Source organism: Mucilaginibacter sp. P1_D10, assembly GCF_056406215.1.
In genome coordinates, this window is record NZ_JBFUAP010000001.1 from 340,677 (window position 1) to 356,241 (window position 15,565).

At 44.5% G+C, this 15,565-nt stretch carries 12 protein-coding genes; 7 read left to right on the forward strand and 5 right to left on the reverse strand.

Annotated features, from left to right (window positions below; genetic code table 11):
• Nucleotides 1–52: 52 nt before the first annotated feature.
• The 4 genes from AC1DYT_RS01520 to AC1DYT_RS01535 all read left to right on the forward strand — a co-directional run bounded on the left by AC1DYT_RS01520 (nucleotide 53) and on the right by AC1DYT_RS01535 (nucleotide 2,409).
• Complete coding sequence (locus AC1DYT_RS01520; RefSeq protein WP_477467893.1) at nucleotides 53–802, forward strand: SDR family NAD(P)-dependent oxidoreductase; 750 nt, start codon at nucleotides 53–55, stop codon at nucleotides 800–802.
• A gap of 263 nt (nucleotides 803–1,065) precedes the next feature.
• The gene (locus AC1DYT_RS01525; RefSeq protein WP_477467894.1) at nucleotides 1,066–1,647 is read left to right on the forward strand and encodes a TetR/AcrR family transcriptional regulator; all 582 of its coding nucleotides are present in this window, start codon (nucleotides 1,066–1,068) and stop codon (nucleotides 1,645–1,647) included.
• Nucleotides 1,648–1,681: 34 nt separating this feature from the next.
• Nucleotides 1,682–2,092, forward strand: coding sequence for an ankyrin repeat domain-containing protein (locus tag AC1DYT_RS01530; RefSeq protein ID WP_477467895.1), 411 nt, complete (start codon nucleotides 1,682–1,684; stop codon nucleotides 2,090–2,092).
• Nucleotides 2,093–2,166: 74 nt separating this feature from the next.
• The gene (locus AC1DYT_RS01535; protein WP_477467896.1) at nucleotides 2,167–2,409 is read left to right on the forward strand and encodes a CHC2 zinc finger domain-containing protein; all 243 of its coding nucleotides are present in this window, start codon (nucleotides 2,167–2,169) and stop codon (nucleotides 2,407–2,409) included.
• 37 nt (nucleotides 2,410–2,446) lie between these two features.
• Here AC1DYT_RS01535 and AC1DYT_RS01540 read toward each other — a convergent pair whose 3' ends face one another.
• Nucleotides 2,447–3,430, reverse strand: a complete 984-nt coding sequence (locus AC1DYT_RS01540; RefSeq protein ID WP_477467897.1) for a hypothetical protein — start codon at nucleotides 3,428–3,430, stop codon at nucleotides 2,447–2,449.
• Between the two features lie 439 nt (nucleotides 3,431–3,869).
• Nucleotides 3,870–4,751, reverse strand: coding sequence for a cupin-like domain-containing protein (locus AC1DYT_RS01545; protein ID WP_477467898.1), 882 nt, complete (start codon nucleotides 4,749–4,751; stop codon nucleotides 3,870–3,872).
• Between the two features lie 175 nt (nucleotides 4,752–4,926).
• Between AC1DYT_RS01545 and AC1DYT_RS01550 the strand changes: the two genes are divergently transcribed.
• Nucleotides 4,927–5,484, forward strand: coding sequence for a hypothetical protein (locus tag AC1DYT_RS01550; RefSeq protein ID WP_477467899.1), 558 nt, complete (start codon nucleotides 4,927–4,929; stop codon nucleotides 5,482–5,484).
• Between the two features lie 191 nt (nucleotides 5,485–5,675).
• Here the strand turns inward: AC1DYT_RS01550 and hemW are convergent, their stop codons facing one another.
• On the reverse strand, nucleotides 5,676–6,800 hold the full coding sequence (hemW, locus tag AC1DYT_RS01555; RefSeq protein WP_477467900.1) for a radical SAM family heme chaperone HemW: 1,125 nt from the start codon (nucleotides 6,798–6,800) through the stop codon (nucleotides 5,676–5,678).
• Between the two features lie 180 nt (nucleotides 6,801–6,980).
• Between hemW and AC1DYT_RS01560 the strand changes: the two genes are divergently transcribed.
• Nucleotides 6,981–11,222: a hybrid sensor histidine kinase/response regulator gene (locus AC1DYT_RS01560; RefSeq protein WP_477467901.1), complete on the forward strand. Its 4,242-nt coding sequence runs from the start codon at nucleotides 6,981–6,983 to the stop codon at nucleotides 11,220–11,222.
• Nucleotides 11,223–11,345: 123 nt separating this feature from the next.
• Here AC1DYT_RS01560 and AC1DYT_RS01565 read toward each other — a convergent pair whose 3' ends face one another.
• Together AC1DYT_RS01565 and AC1DYT_RS01570 are read right to left on the reverse strand one after the other, a co-directional pair.
• On the reverse strand, nucleotides 11,346–13,259 hold the full coding sequence (locus AC1DYT_RS01565) for a glycoside hydrolase family 97 protein (RefSeq protein ID WP_477467902.1): 1,914 nt from the start codon (nucleotides 13,257–13,259) through the stop codon (nucleotides 11,346–11,348).
• A 248-nt stretch (nucleotides 13,260–13,507) separates the two neighbouring features.
• The gene (locus AC1DYT_RS01570; RefSeq protein ID WP_477467903.1) at nucleotides 13,508–14,791 is read right to left on the reverse strand and encodes a glycosyltransferase; all 1,284 of its coding nucleotides are present in this window, start codon (nucleotides 14,789–14,791) and stop codon (nucleotides 13,508–13,510) included.
• 229 nt (nucleotides 14,792–15,020) lie between these two features.
• Between AC1DYT_RS01570 and AC1DYT_RS01575 the strand changes: the two genes are divergently transcribed.
• Nucleotides 15,021–15,467, forward strand: coding sequence for a DUF1569 domain-containing protein (locus tag AC1DYT_RS01575; protein WP_477467904.1), 447 nt, complete (start codon nucleotides 15,021–15,023; stop codon nucleotides 15,465–15,467).
• Nucleotides 15,468–15,565 lie beyond the last annotated feature (98 nt).

Below are 15,565 nucleotides of genomic sequence, written 5' to 3' on the forward strand. Positions count from 1 at the left end.
GTACATTTGTGGAACGATTATTCCAATAAACAAAATTAATCAAAAAAACGAAATGAAAAAGTTAGCAGATAAAGTAGCAGTAGTAACAGGCGCATCAAAAGGTATTGGTGCCGGTATTGCAAAAAGCCTTGCCGAAGCAGGTGCATCGGTGGTAGTAAATTATGCATCATCAAAAGCCGGTGCCGATAAGGTGGTTGAAGAAATTGTAGCCGCAGGTGGCAAAGCCATTGCGGTACAAGGCAGTGTATCAAGCACGGCGGATGTTACACGCTTGTTCGAAGAAACAACAAAAGCCTTTGGCCCGGTAGATGTATTGGTAAACAATGCAGGCGTGTATGAATTTGGCCAGATAGAGCAGATCAGCGAAGAACATTTCCACAAACAGTTTGATACCAACGTGCTTGGTTTGCTGTTGGCTACACAGGGTGCGGTAGCCAGCTTTAATCCTAACGGTGGCAGTATCATCAATATTGGTTCGGTAGTAAGTAACATTACGCCTGTGGGCAGCGCGGTTTATAGTGCTACTAAAGGTGCTGTTGATGCCATTACTCACGTATTGGCAAAAGAACTTGGCCCCAAAAACATCAGGGTGAACTCTATTAACCCGGGTATGGTAGAAACCGAAGGCACGCACACCGCGGGTTTCATCGGCAGCGATTTCCATCACGAAGCCGTAAAAACTACCCCGCTTGGCCGTATTGGCCAGCCGGAAGATATCGCGCTGATAGCGGTGTTCCTGGCATCTGAAGATTCGCGTTGGTTAACCAACGAAACTCTGCTTGCAGGTGGTGGCGTGAGGTAATCAAAAGGAATCGCTTTTAGTTTTCTGGTTCCCCTCTTGAGAGGGGGCGGGGCGGACCGAGCGGGGGAGGGGTGTGTTCGCGGTCATGCGATAACGTATGCATAACGTACAAACACACCCCTCCACCCCTCTCAAGAGGGGAATCGCACAGGCCCCTAGCATTATCCCAAAGAAGCAAAGTCCCCCAGGGTAATCAGAGCTGCTTAATAAACATTAAAAAAATGGATAGCTTTGCTTATTATTAAGCAAGGCTATCCGCAGTTATGGCAAGGACAAAAGATTTCGACGAAAATGAAGTGCTGAAAAAGGCGGTGGATATATTCTGGCTCAAAGGATATAGCGCCACCTCGATGCAGGACCTGGTAGACGGGCTGGGCATCAGCCGCTCCAGTCTGTACGATACCTATGGGGATAAGCATGCGCTGTTTATGAAAGCCCTGGCGAGTTACCAGTGCGCCAATTCGGGCATGTTCGTAGAAATTATCAATGCTGATAAATCTGCAAAAGCCGTCATAAGAAATCTACTGAGTTTCGTGGTGGATAACCTGCTGAATGACAAATTCCAGAAGGGTTGCTTTATGGTAAACGCCGAGGTTGAGGTGGCCCTGCACGATAAGGAAGTAAGCGGGATGATACAAAAGAACGACCAGCAACTGGAAGAAACCTTTTACCTCGTCATCAAAAAAGGGCAGGAGAACGGCGAGATAGGCAACCAGCAAGACGCACGGGCCATTGCACGCTTTATGTTCAATACCATCAAAGGCATACAGGTAACGGCCAAATCAACCTGCGACAGGGCCGTTTTCGATGATATTATCAATACTGCGGTGATGGTGCTGGGGTAAGAGGAAATCGATTCACACAAATGGATCACACTAAATGAAATATCTGCTACATGACCATGTTTTAAGATCCGATCTAGACGGTATTAAAGATGCTATCACTCAAGGTTGTGATTTAGATGAACTGGACAATCTTGGAAATTCTCCTTTGCATTGGGCGGTTATGAGAGGCGACATCGAAACCGTGGAATTGTTGCTCAAAGCTAATGCTAATCCCAATGTGTTATCATCAGATGGAATAACACCCAAATGGAGTGCAGTTGACTTCTGCTTAGTTGAAATAGCAGATCTTTTAACTTCTTTTGGTGGGCGGGTAGCGACAGATGAAAATTTTGAAAGAACATCGTGGTCAGTATTTAAAGGAGCAATCGGTCAATCTTTGCCAAAAGAAGAAGGGTTAAATAAAAACACTTTCCGTAGTCTTTTAAAGAAGCTTTTCAATTTTTAATATCACCGTAATCCCCCCCTAAACTTATCCACACCCATTGCAGGGCAAAACCACAGTGTTTAAGTTTGCAGGCTATGGACCTCGTCGAAATCGCTTCCAAACATATCCTGTTACAGCAAAGCCGCAAAGCACTCAAAGGCCGCTGCCCCTTTCATAACGATGAAACTACATCGCTGATGATTATTGCTCAGAGTAATTACTTTAAATGTATGGGCTGTGGCGCAGAAGGTGGCCCGGTAGAATTTCTGATGTTGATAGATGGCAAAAACCGCAACGAAGTGGTAAGCCAGCTGGCTAAGCAAGAGTTTAGCGTATAGGCTAAGCTGCAATAAAGTGACTGCGACAGATACTACATTACTTCCTGTTATCTTCATTCGCGTTATCGGAAATTTCTTTTAAGGCAATTTTTTGCCGGGTTGTTCCGGTTTTAAGAATGTCATTAATTTCGCTGCGGAAAGCTTTTACGAACCGGGTATTATCGAATACGCCGAAACAGGCGATTTTCTCTGCCGTTAAATCCGCTGGCCCCTTTTTAAAGTGGGGTATATTTAGTTTGTAAGAAAGGCTTTTCGCATCCCATGTGTAAGTAACATAATCTTCCCCTTTTATAATGGAATCGTCCTCATTTTCTGGTGCTTCGCGTCGAAGTTTAGGGGTATAAGAGAAATTATAAACATAATCCACTCCAATCTCGTCCGCATCATCTCCGCCAAAATAGAAAGTAGTTTGTACTTCCTGGTTTGGGTAGGGCGACCAACCGCAAGAGTTTATTTTGTTTGCTAATTTGAGGCAGGGATAAACCTTGTCGTTAATTAATTTATAAAAAGTATAACCATCGTTATAGGTACAAGTGCCTCTGGCATATAAATGTCTGCAATAAAAAACTTTGTTTGCAGCAAAATTGTTGGCCACAGATAGCTCTGTGCCTTCATTAAACACCCAAATGTCTTCGAGGTACAACAGGTACCATTGACTATTGATTTGTTTAAACACTCCAAGATAAGGCGAGCTTACATCCCAGCCTATTAAACATATCATTTCTTCCCCTGGGATGCCATCAAGGTCCATAAACATCGGGTCGAGCACACGGCCATACCCTTCCTCAATGTGTCGCGAATGCGGATTGTGGATGGTATCGGGTTTTATAAAACCTTCAAATTCACGTATTATAGTTTGAGTGTTCCGGCTGTAATTAAACCGGCGAACTTTCTCAATCCAGGCATCGGGAATTTTTATCCTAACGTTATAATTGTCTGGATTCTTTGTATCGCGGTAAATATTTTTTTCCTTAACAGCAGTTTGGCTATGCCTTGTGCAACCGGGTAAAAAAAATAACAACCAAATAAATGTGATAAGCTGGCGCGGCATAGGCTTTATGTAAATCAGCTTAAATATACCACGGTGTTATGATAGTTATTTCACTTTTTTAAAAAAAAATGCACTGTTTTTTAAGGAAAAGAAATACAACCTCCAAAGTCCCGAAGCAATATGAGGCCCCAATAAGGAGACGATGATGGCACTCGCGTAAGCACTTTATTGCCCTATTCTATGATATCGATTTATTWCGGCACCCCACACGGCAGGATTACTATTATGCAATGCGATTTGATTTTTTGGCCACTTTTATGATGGGGTTCTGAAACAAGAATGACGTGTCTTGTGCGATGGGTCATGGTGAGCTTGTCGAACCATAGCGGGCGGGCCTTTACTCGCGCCCTTCGACAGGCTCAGGATGACCCTGCGCTTATTATTCTTGCTTCGGCTTATTACTTCCCTCCTACAAAGGTTTCCCCTCTGCCAGTTCCTTTTCGGCCCATTTTATAGCCAGGGCTTCGCGGTATTTGGCGTACTTGCCTTTAAAGGCCATCTTCAGCAGGCTATCAACGCCGCCTTTTATAGCCAGGTTATAAAGGCTGGCCGCTTTGCGGGTAATGCTGGCATCCCAGGCGCGCAGGCTAAGTGAGTACGAGCCATCTATATACTTCATCCAATGCCAGTAACCGGTAGGCATAAACAGGGTGTCGCCATGTTCCAGGAACACTTCTATACCTTCCACGCCATCAAGCGCCGGGAATTTCTTTACGTCGGGGTTCTGTACATCATAATCTTCCAAAGCGTAAGTGGCGTTGGGTATGCAGTACAAGCGGCGTTTCCATTTATTCTCGAACAGTATCACATGCTTGCGGCCGCCGAAATGAGTATGGAAGATATGCGGCAGGTCGATATCGTAATGCAGGAAAGTAACCGAGTTAGAGCCGCCGAAAAACATAGCGGGCATGCTTTCCAGGAAACCGCCCATTAAGTCTTTTGGCAAAACAACATCATCCAGCAGTTGTGGGGCTTGTTTGAATATGTTGAAGAAGAAGATGCGGAGTTCGGTAGGGGTGCTGCGTATCAGGTCGATATACTCGTTGAAGGGCATTTCCTTCGCCGATGAATTGATAGGTTTAGATGGGTCGGCTTTGGAGTTATCATACAGCGGCACCACTTTGTTGCCAACCACTTCTTTGAGGTATTCGGGTGTCCATTTCTCGCGGGCGGGCCAGCTTTTGGTGAGGCCTTTTATCACCAGCGGACGGCGCGGCTTTAAGTACTTCTCGCGGAAATCTTCTGGAGAGATGGTATCAACCGTATCAATCGGGCTTAGCTTAAAACTCATATCGTAACCTATCGGGTAGTTAAATGGCTACAACCAGGCCGTAACCAATACCCGAATTTACAAAATAACGAAATAATGCGGCTATTTAAGTAACGAAATTGTTAAAAACGGAACTTCCTATTGCCTAATGCTATAAAATCTTAAATTTGATTGTAACAAAAAAACCGTAGCCGTTATGCCCACAATTAAAAAAATCCTGCTGCTTAGTGTAGCCTTGTTTATTTATGCCGCCGCGCACGCGCAGATAGAAGTAGCCAAATTATCGAGCAAGGGTTTCTCGCCCTTCGGTTTCGGCGGGTTCCTCAATTTCAGCATTCCTGTAACAGATAACAGTGCCGCCGTTGTAGAGGCCGGGGTTTACATTTTTAGTAAAGACGATTACCACATGGCCGTTGCGCCGGTGCTGGGCGGCTACCGCCAGTTTTTCGGTCAGGACGATTTTGGTTTTTATGCCGAACCAGTAGCCGGCTATACTTTCGGCGGTACGGATATACAAAAGTTGGATGCTAACGGCAACGCCTTGTATAAAGCCGATGGCAGCCAGGTAGACCAAAGCGTGAAGGGCCCCATAGGCGGTATAGGCTTCGGTTATTTGTTCGAGCCATCGGGCAGCGTGCAGTTTAATATCAGCTTGCGTGCCGAGCATGTTTTTGTGGGTGCAGGCAATCCCTCGCTCAGTATCATAGCCCTAAGGATATCGCACGGCTTTACGTTTGGGCACAGGCACGGGTAAAAAAGTTTGAAGTTTGCGGGGGGCAGTATGCAGTTTGTGGCCCCGTTTTTTTACTAAATATCGCCTTGTTCTGTTCACGCGCCGCCGCGTGAACACCGTGAACATAATTAATGTGCTTATTATAAGTCATTTGAGAATTTGCGAATGCTGACAAAATCCTGTCAGTACGGCTGCCAGCCACCCGCTGCAAGTTAAAAAAACAACCCGGCGGCGATGTTATCTGCATACAGTTTGCCCTTTTGGGTAAGGGTGATGATGCTATCCGTTTGTTGTACCTTGCCATCGGCGAAGTAAGGTTCCGCTGCCTTTAGCAGGATGGCGGCAGCGCCCCCGACAATGGCCTCGAGCTTGTTGGTATCCAGGCCCCAGGCGGTACGCAGCGAGGTCATGATGTATTCGTTAAGCCGGTTCTCTTCGCTAAGCTGCTCTACCTCGGCAGGCAGTTGGCCATCCTGCAAAACCGAGGCCATGTATTTAGCATTATTGGCGATGTTCCATTGCCGGGTATCGCCATTGAAAGAGTGCGCCGATGGGCCGAGCCCGAGGTATTTTACGCCCCGCCAGTAATTGGAGTTATGGCGCGAGTAATGCCCCGGTTTGCAAAAGTTGGATATTTCGTATTGTTCGAAACCATTGAGTTGCATGGCATCCGTCATCAGGGTAAACTGCCCGGCGCTTTGCTGCTCGCTCATGGGCGGCTGCTTTTTTTTGCTGATGAAAGCCGCCAGCGCGGTTTGAGGCTCAACCGTCATACTATAGGCCGATATGTGCGGCACCTGCAATTCGAATGCTTTGCCGAGGTTATGCTTCCACTTAGCATCCGTAAGCAGGGGGTAGCCGTAAATGAGGTCGATGGTGATGTTCTCGAAGCCGGCATCCTGCGCGCGCATTACCGATGTTTCGGCTTCGGCGGCGCGGTGTACACGATTCATCCACTGCAAATCCTCGTCATAAAAAGATTGTATGCCTATGCTGAAGCGGTTTACAGGTGTAGCCCTTAGACCGCTAAGTTTAGCTCCGTCGAGGTCGTCGGGGTTGGCCTCAAGGGTAACCTCGGCATCGGCGGCTACGGTGTGCAGGCCGGTAATGGCATCTATCAGCCGGTTTATTTCGCCGGGCGCTAAAACCGATGGCGTACCGCCACCAAAATAAATGGTTTCAATCGTTTCTCCTGCCAGGTAATCTTTTTGGAGGGTAATTTCTTTGAGTAGGGCCTGCAGCATCTCATCCTTATACTTCAACGAGGTGCTGAAATGGAAATCGCAATAATGGCAAGCCTGTTTGCAGAAAGGGATATGTAGGTAGATGCCGGCCATGGGGCAAAGGTAAGCTAAGCTTTGTTTAGAGCACGAATTTAACTCCACGAGATTCAAAACAAAAAAAAGCAGCTTGCGTATAAGGAAATTGATAAGGCCATGATGTACAGGCATCTCAATAAACTGCTATTGAGAAGTGTATTCTTAAATTACTCTTAAAATAAATAAATAAGCGGATTTGTGATACCTAGATCTCCAAAATATTCCTTAACCATCCTATTGCTGGCGATATCCTTCAGTTTATTAGCCCAAACCCGGCAATTGCATTTTGACCATCTTGGCACCGCAGACGGCCTTTCTGAGCTTAGCCCTAACTGTATATTACAGGATAGCCGTGGGTTTATTTGGATTGGTACCCAGGATGGATTAAACAGGTATGACGGTTACAAATTTAAAATATTCAGAAATGATGTTAAGGATACTACGAGTATTGGCAACAGTTACATCCGGGATATAGCAGAAGATAAGAATGGGAATATATGGGTAGCAACAGCCGGCGGTGGGCTAAACAGGTTAGACAGGAAAACCAATCGTTTCCACCGCTATATCCATCATGAAAAAAACGGGAATAGTATTTCGAGCAGTTTTGTGAATAAAATTGTTTTTGAAAGTTCCGGGAAAATTTGGGTAGGCACAGAAAAAAAAGGCTTGGATCTGTTTGACCCCCAAACCGGACGCTGGACACATTATTTGTACAATGCCCGTCATCCGGGCAGTATTGGCGATAATGACATAGCCACAATTTATAAAGACAGCAGGAATAACATCTGGATTGGAACGGTGAATGGCGGACTGAGTTTATTTGACCGTAAAAACAACAACTTCACAAATTTTAAACACCTCGAAAACGCCGGCGAATCACTTTCGGGCAATTGGGTTACTTCTATTTTTGAAGATAACGAGCACCGGTTATGGATTGGTACGCGGCAGGATGGGCTGAACCTTTTTAATAGTAAGTTAGGTACGTTCAGGCATTTTAAGAATGACCCCGGCAACGGTAAGTCGCTGGCGGGCAACAGTATCCAGAGCATTGCCGGGGATGCTGACCATAATTTATGGATAGGGACAGAAAACGGGGGCTTAAGCATCTACAATTTTTTGAGCGGGGAGTTTGACAACTATACCCGCGACGATATGGATAACAGCAGCTTAAGCGGCAATTCTGTTGACGTAATATCAAAAGATAATGTAGGCAATATGTGGTTGGGGTCGTTTGGCGGCGGTATAAATTTGTATAAAAAAGCAAAAAGTAACTTCGCTCGTTACAAGCATAATTCGTCGGCAAATAGCCTCTCTAACGACTTTGTTCTCTGTCTTTTCGAAGATAGCCGTAACAATATTTGGGTGGGGACAGACGGCGGCGGCCTGAACCTGTTCAACATAAAAACAGGGAAGTTTTCTACATACAAACATCAGGAGTCCAATAAAAACAGCATAAGCGGCGATAACGTATTAGATATTAAAGAAGACGCGCAAAAGAATCTTTGGATTGGCACATGGGGTAACGGAATTAGTGTAATGAACCCCAAAACCGGCATCTTCAGGTCTTTCAAACATGATCCATCCGATGCCACAAGCCTTTGCGGAGATAATATTTACGCCATTACACTTGGCCGCGATAAAAAGATATGGATTGGAACCTTTGGCGACGGGCTTGACTTGTATGAGCCAAAATCAAATAGCTTTATACATCACAAAAATAATGTAAACGACACTAAAAGCCTCAGCAGCAACAGAATAAACTCGCTCCTGAGCGATAGCAAAGGGAACTTATGGGTAGGCACCAATGATGCGGGACTAAATCTTTTCGATCCGAAAACGAACAGTTTCACCCGGTTCATACACGATGATAACAAAAAAAACAGCATCAGTCATAATACCGTTCTAAACCTGCTTGAGGATCATCTTGGCAACATTTGGATATGCACATTGGGCGGCCTGAATTTTTTTGACCCAACAACCCGTCGTTTTACAGTTTTTAAAACTAATGATGGTTTGCCAAACGATTATACACAAGCCATCCTGGAAGATGATAAAGGGCATTTATGGATAAGTACCAATAAGGGGATTTCGATGTATGACCCACAAACAAAAAAATTCAAAAACTTTACAACCGAAGATGGCCTGCAGGCCGACGCGTTTAAAGCTCATTCGGCTGTTAAAAGCCGTAGTGGCATTTTTTATTTTGGCGGGGTAAACGGCTTTAATTCTTTCTCTCCGGATCAGATATTACGGGCACCTTACGATCCTCCCATGATTTTGACAAACTTTCAGTTGTTTAATAAAAATGTGCAGGTTGCGGAAAACAGCACGGATCCGTCTCCGTTAAAACAAGATATTTCTGAAACAAGATCGATAACATTATCTCATGATCAATCGGTTATATCACTTGAATATGCTTCGCTGGATTATTTATCACCGGATAAAAAGAGATATGCCTACATAATGGAAGACTTTGATAAAGGTTGGAATTATGTTGAGGATAAAAACACGGCTGTTTATACCAATATTCCGCCGGGCAACTATGTTTTTAAAGTAAAAAGCCAGAATAGCGCAGGGGTATGGTCACCCCATATTCTAAGTTTAGAAGTCATTATTGTTCCGCCGTATTGGCTAACCTGGTGGTTCAGGTCGCTTTTGATTATTTTTATTGCAGGCTGTGTTTACGGCATATACCGTTTCAGGGTTAATAGTATCATTAATCAAAAGGTATTATTAGAGCGCGAAGTAAAGGAGCGCACGGAAGAAGTGATGCGTCAATCGGATGAATTGCAGGCAATAAATGAAGAACTGCAGGCGCAATCAGAAGAATTAGAAGAACAAAAGAACCAGGAACACCTTGCACGCCAGGAAGCAGATAAAGCAAACCAGGCTAAAAGTATTTTTCTTGCAACCATGAGCCATGAAATAAGAACACCTATGAACGGCGTTATTGGCATGGCCTCCCTGCTTGCAGAAACCGATTTGAGCGATGAGCAGCATGAATACGCGGAAACGATAATAAACTGTGGCGACAGCCTGATGAATGTGATCAACGACATTCTCGACTTTTCCAAAATAGAATCCGGCAAAATGGATATTGAAGAGGAAGACTTTGATTTGCGCCAAAGTATCGAGGAAATAATGGACATGTTCTCACACAGAGCGGCAGAACAAGGCCTTGAATTAGTTTACGAGATAGATTTTAACCTCCCCGGTAATTTGGTGGGTGACAGCCTGCGCCTTAAACAGGTAATCATTAACCTTATTAATAATGCGATAAAGTTTACCGCTAAAGGCGAGGTGTTTATTAAGATATTTCTTTCGCAGGCAATTTCTGATAGTGAACTGGAGATCGGCTTTAGTGTGAAGGATACCGGAATAGGCATACCGGGCGATAAACTCTCTAGTTTGTTCAAAGCATTTTCACAAGTCGACTCCTCTACCACACGTAAATACGGCGGCACCGGTTTAGGGCTCATCATCAGCGAGCGGCTTGTTAAATTAATGGGCGGAAAATTATGGGTTGAGAGTTGTCTTGGCGAGGGATCAACCTTCAATTTTACTATAAAAACCAAAAACAGCAGTAAACAACCCGAAACGCCCCCGTTATTACCAGGCATCTCGAACCTGGATGGTAAAAAGGTATTGCTGGTTGATGACAATAAAACAAACCTCATTATTTTAAAAGCTCAGCTGGAGCGATGGAACCTTGCAACAGTAACCTGTTCGTCTGCACAAAAGGCATTGGAAATTTTATCGTCGGATAAGGGGTTTAACCTGGTAATTTCTGATATGGAAATGCCCGGAATGGATGGCGCCGGTTTAGCACAGGTAATAAAAAACGGGCCAAATCCCGTTCCGGTAATTCTTTTAAGTTCAATAGGTGATACAAGCAGGAAAAAGTACCCTGCATTGTTTTCGGCGATATTGATCAAACCGACTAAGCAAAATCAGCTGTTAAAGAGTATTTGTGCCGAGCTTGGAAACCGCACAAAAATTGAAAAGGTTGAGGAAAAGCAGCGTAATGCGCTTGATGCCGGTTTCGCTTTGTTACATCCAATGAACATTCTGGTAGCCGAAGATAATCCGATTAATCAAAAATTGATTGAACGCATATTGTCTAAATTGGGATATAATGCAGATATTACTAACAACGGGCGTGAGGCATTGCAGAAGATAAGCGAAAAATCGTTCGACGTGATATTGATGGATATTCAAATGCCCGAAATGGATGGATTGGAAGCCACAAGAAATATTCGGAATCTCAACATTCAACAGCCATATATTGTCGCCATGACTGCAAATGCCCTTTCGGAAGACCGTGATATTTGCATAAGCGAGGGTATGGACAGCTATATATCAAAACCTATGAAATTAGATATTTTAGTATCCATTTTTGAGGAAGCCTATAGTATAAAAAAGGCGCAGTTTATAGGCTGATTGCCATCGAACCTTCCCGGCCTATCAGTTAAATACCTGTTGAATGTTTTAATTTGTTTGCCGGTAACGTTTTGCAGATTTTGGATGGCCCGTTTTTAAAACCTGAGTTTTCTATCGTGTTACTTACTCCTCTTTGATAACTCCTGCAAAGCCGCCCCTGGGCAGGCATTGGATCTGTAGCGTGCCCGATCTTCTGACACTTCTGGTGTCGCTTGTAATAGACTTCGTATCTGCCCCGTCTTTAAATATTTGGAAAGAATAGGCTGAGTTGCCCAGGAAATTAAAACTAAGATCGAGTGTTTGCGAGGTGTCTTTTCCATTAAGCCCGGCAACATACCATAGCTTACCTTTTCTTCGGGCTATCACAACCATTTCGCCCGGATAGCCGTTTATTAGTTTCGTTTCATCCCAGGTTGTAGGGAAGTCCGTTAGGAATTTTCGAGGCTCGTCGGCCAGGTCATAATAGGCAGAGGGCCTGTCTGCAAAATGCTGTAATCCCGATTCAAACACCACGGCCAATGCCAACTCGTGAGCGAAGGAGGTTTTATGCTCGTGCTGCGAATTGGAAAACGTTACTGGTGTATAATCCATAGAACCTATGATGTTCCGTGTAAACGGAAGAGTTGTGTTATGCGAAGCAGCCATATTGGTTAAAATGCCGTCGTTATTATACCATTCGGCACCGTACACCGCTTCGGTACTCATCAAATTAGGGTAGGTACGCGCCCAGCCGCGAGGTACAGTAGCTCCGTGAAAGTTTACCAAAAGATGGTATTTTGATGCGTCTTCCAGAATGTCTATATAATATTGCATCATACCCTGCTGGTCTCCCGCAAAAAAATCAACCTTGATGCCCGATACGCCTATCTCATTCAGCCACGAAAACTCCTTTTCTCTTTTCTCGTGCGTCAACAGCCTGTCTACCGGTGTAGGGTCGAGCCAATCGGTGCCAGAGTTGTACCATAAAAGCGCTTTTATCCCTTTACTTTTAGCGTAGGCCAGCGCGTCCTTTAGTGTACCACCGTTTGCCATTACATCCCATTCCCAATCAATAAGCACATAAGGCCAATGCATTTTTACGGCCAGGTCAACGTATTCTATCACTTTCTGATAATCCTTCGAGCCGTGATTATTTGCCCAATATACCCAGGCCACGCTTCCCGGCTCAATCCATTTCGTGTTCTTAATGGTAGAAGGGGGGCTTACATCGGTAATCAGTGTACTTTCCACCAGATCAGATAGTTTGCCCACTATCATAACATGCCATTGCGATTTCCAGGGCAAACTTGAAACAGCACCACTATGCCAGCCTTTTTTTGCCGGAGGGTAAATCACCTGGTACTGGTTTGAGCCTTGCTTATAGCTAAGCCGGGCCGCGCAGTTTTGCCGGGTGATACCTGCTTCCGAGATAAGTACCCATAAAGGCTGGTCATTAACCTTGTACAAGGCAGGATACGCCCATTCGCCAATATTTTTTTCATTATGTGCACCGGTGTTAAGCGAATAAAAATTTTCATAGGCTGAAGCAAAGGGCTGCATCCATCTGGATGTACCCTCAGGTATAACGTAGCTGGTGGCTTCACCCTTGATGCTTAAATTGGAGTCCGGGCGATTGGGGAAAGCGTACCTAAACGCGATCCCATCATTATAAACCCTGAAAGTGATATCCATGGGCTGTTTTGAGGCATTCTGATAGTGGAATGTTTTTTCGGTACCAAAATTTTCGCAAAACTTCCGTTTTCCGGTTACCATTTCATATTTGGTATGAACTGCGGTAGACCTGCTCCCGCCAACTAATTTGAGATTTGATACGAATTGCTGATCCTCCCTTAAAATACCTAGCGGCGAAGCCGGCAACACTTCAACGTAGGTTCCATTGCTTTTATACAGCACTTTAAAATAAGCCTGGCCTAAGCCTTTCGGGCCAACGGACTGCATTTTTACAACAATCTTAATTTTTTTATTAGGAGATATAACTTCCTGGGCGTAACCCACGCAGCTGAAAAAAAGGCTTAAAACTAAAAAAAGGCTTTTCATTTTAATTTTCTTATAAAGTTTTGATTCGGTAGTTAAAAAAGCCAAAAACTTAGCCGCTGATAAATTTAACAATTTTGGTTTTTTGGTTGGGAGGCAAAGCTATAGAAGTAAGGAATGAGTTAAGGGGTACAAACGTTAACGAATAGAGTGCGAAATGTTCAAATTGGTTAAAAGATGCGTGGTTTAAGGATGATTCATCAGGGTTTGAACTTCTGAGATACGGTAATCGTTTCACTGTTTTTGGGCTATCAGGGGGTAGAATTTGAGGTAGAACTAAAAAATGCTTCAATTTCTTTAACCGCTCTCTCCAGCCCGTTCTCATCTCTTATTTGCTCACCTATAACTGCAGCATTGTCTTTTATTTCACTCGATTGTACTTTTGCAATAGCGGCGATCAGCTTATCCGCCGTCAGCTTCTTCACCGGGATATGTACCCCCAATTGTTTGCGTTCGATAATTTTGCCCCAGGTTGGCTGGTCGGTATAAAACGATATGATGATTACCGGCAGTTTGTGCCTTAGCATCGTATTCAATGTTCCCGCCCCACCATGAAATATGCCCAGCTTGCATTGTGGTAATACCTGGGCGTGATCGACATACTTCGTCATGAATAGGTTGGGGTGTCGGGGCAAATCTTCAAAAACCGACCAGCCGGTGCAAAACAGTACCCGCTCGGTAGTCCTGTGCAGTATGTCGTTGATAATGGCCACAAACTTTCCGGTATTGCCCACGCCGTTGCTACCGAAGCCGATATAAACGGGCGGTGGCCCTTCACTTAGCCAATTGTTTAGGTTATCATCCGCAATTGTGGCCGCCTGCTCGGGCACGGTTAAGAAGCCTGTTATTTTATGGTGGCTTTCCCAGTCTTTAGGCTGGGGGATAAGCGTCGGGCTGATGCAATATAAATCGATTGGCTTTTGTTTGTCTACGTAGGTCAGCAGGTTTTCGTTTAATAGGGGCAGGCCTAATTCTTGTCTGAATTCGTTGGCCTCCTGCTTTACGAATTTCCAGAAGAAACCATGCGCCAGCTTGTATGTGAGTTTATTGTACCAGGGAAAATCGAGGAAATCAAAATCGCCCAGCGGGAACTCGGCTGTAGGCACCACCGGCGGCATAAAATAAGTGAGCGCCATTTTTTTATTTTGTTTTTCGGCAAGTGCGCTGGTAACAGGCAGCGTGGCTGCGTTAGCAATGATATAATCTACCTTATCGAAGCCTGCTTTGTAGCTTTCGCGTAACGGCACCCTGATATCATGCAATACCTTAAAAAAGTATTGCATCAGTTTGATGGTGTTCTCCGTTTGCAAAACGCGTTGCCCTTCGGGCGAATTCATCATGGTTTCGGCATTGCCGTATAGCGGATGGAAGGCTATCCCATAACCCTCAACCAGCTCTTTGAAATTTTCGGGGGCGGCAATGGTAACCTGGTGGCCGTTCTGCATTAGCCCAAGCGCCAAAGCGATGTAAGGCTGTACATCGCCCCGGGTGCCGTAAGTAAAAATGCCAATATTCAATCGTGATGGGTGGTTCATTTTAATTTATGATTCGTGTTCGGCAAGGAAAGCCGACGGCAGTTGGCTGTAAAACATTTAGCAATTAATAGTTTACTGCAGCACAAGGTAATAAGCCTAGCATCGAAAATCATCGCCGCTTAAAAAATTATTTTTGCCGCATTTACCCCCTTATGTTGTCGTATTACTGCGTGCGGCAATCGGTACAATGCCGTAGCTTTGCTTAAGCAAATTAAATCGCCACCAATAAATGAAGACCACACTTGATAAAGCAACGAGAGATGACTTAATCAAACGCATCAACACGCTCAACGAAAATAGCCCGGCCCAATGGGGTAAAATGAACGCCTATCAAATGATGAAGCATCTGAGATATTGGGAAGAGTTAGCAAACGGAACTTTGCCGGCCAGGCGAATATTTATTGGGCGGATAATTGGAAAGCTAATATTAAAGGCTGTGCTAAAAGATGAGGAGCCCATAAGGCGAAACTCTCCATCGGCACCGGAGACGATAATACACGACGCATCCGGGGATTTTGCCGCCGAAAAAGCCAGATTTATCGAACTTGTAAATTATAATGCTGCAAATCCTCTAAATGATATTGTGCATCCTTTCTTCGGTAAAATGACACATCAGCAAATTAGCCAGCTCGCCTATAAACACATCGACCATCACCTGCGCCAGTTTAACGCTTAAGCAAATATGCCAGGCTTAATTGTTTAAACATTTAACATAACCTTTGCATAAGCGCCAATTAATAAGGTAAATTTGCACCACCTTAACAAGGCGATATA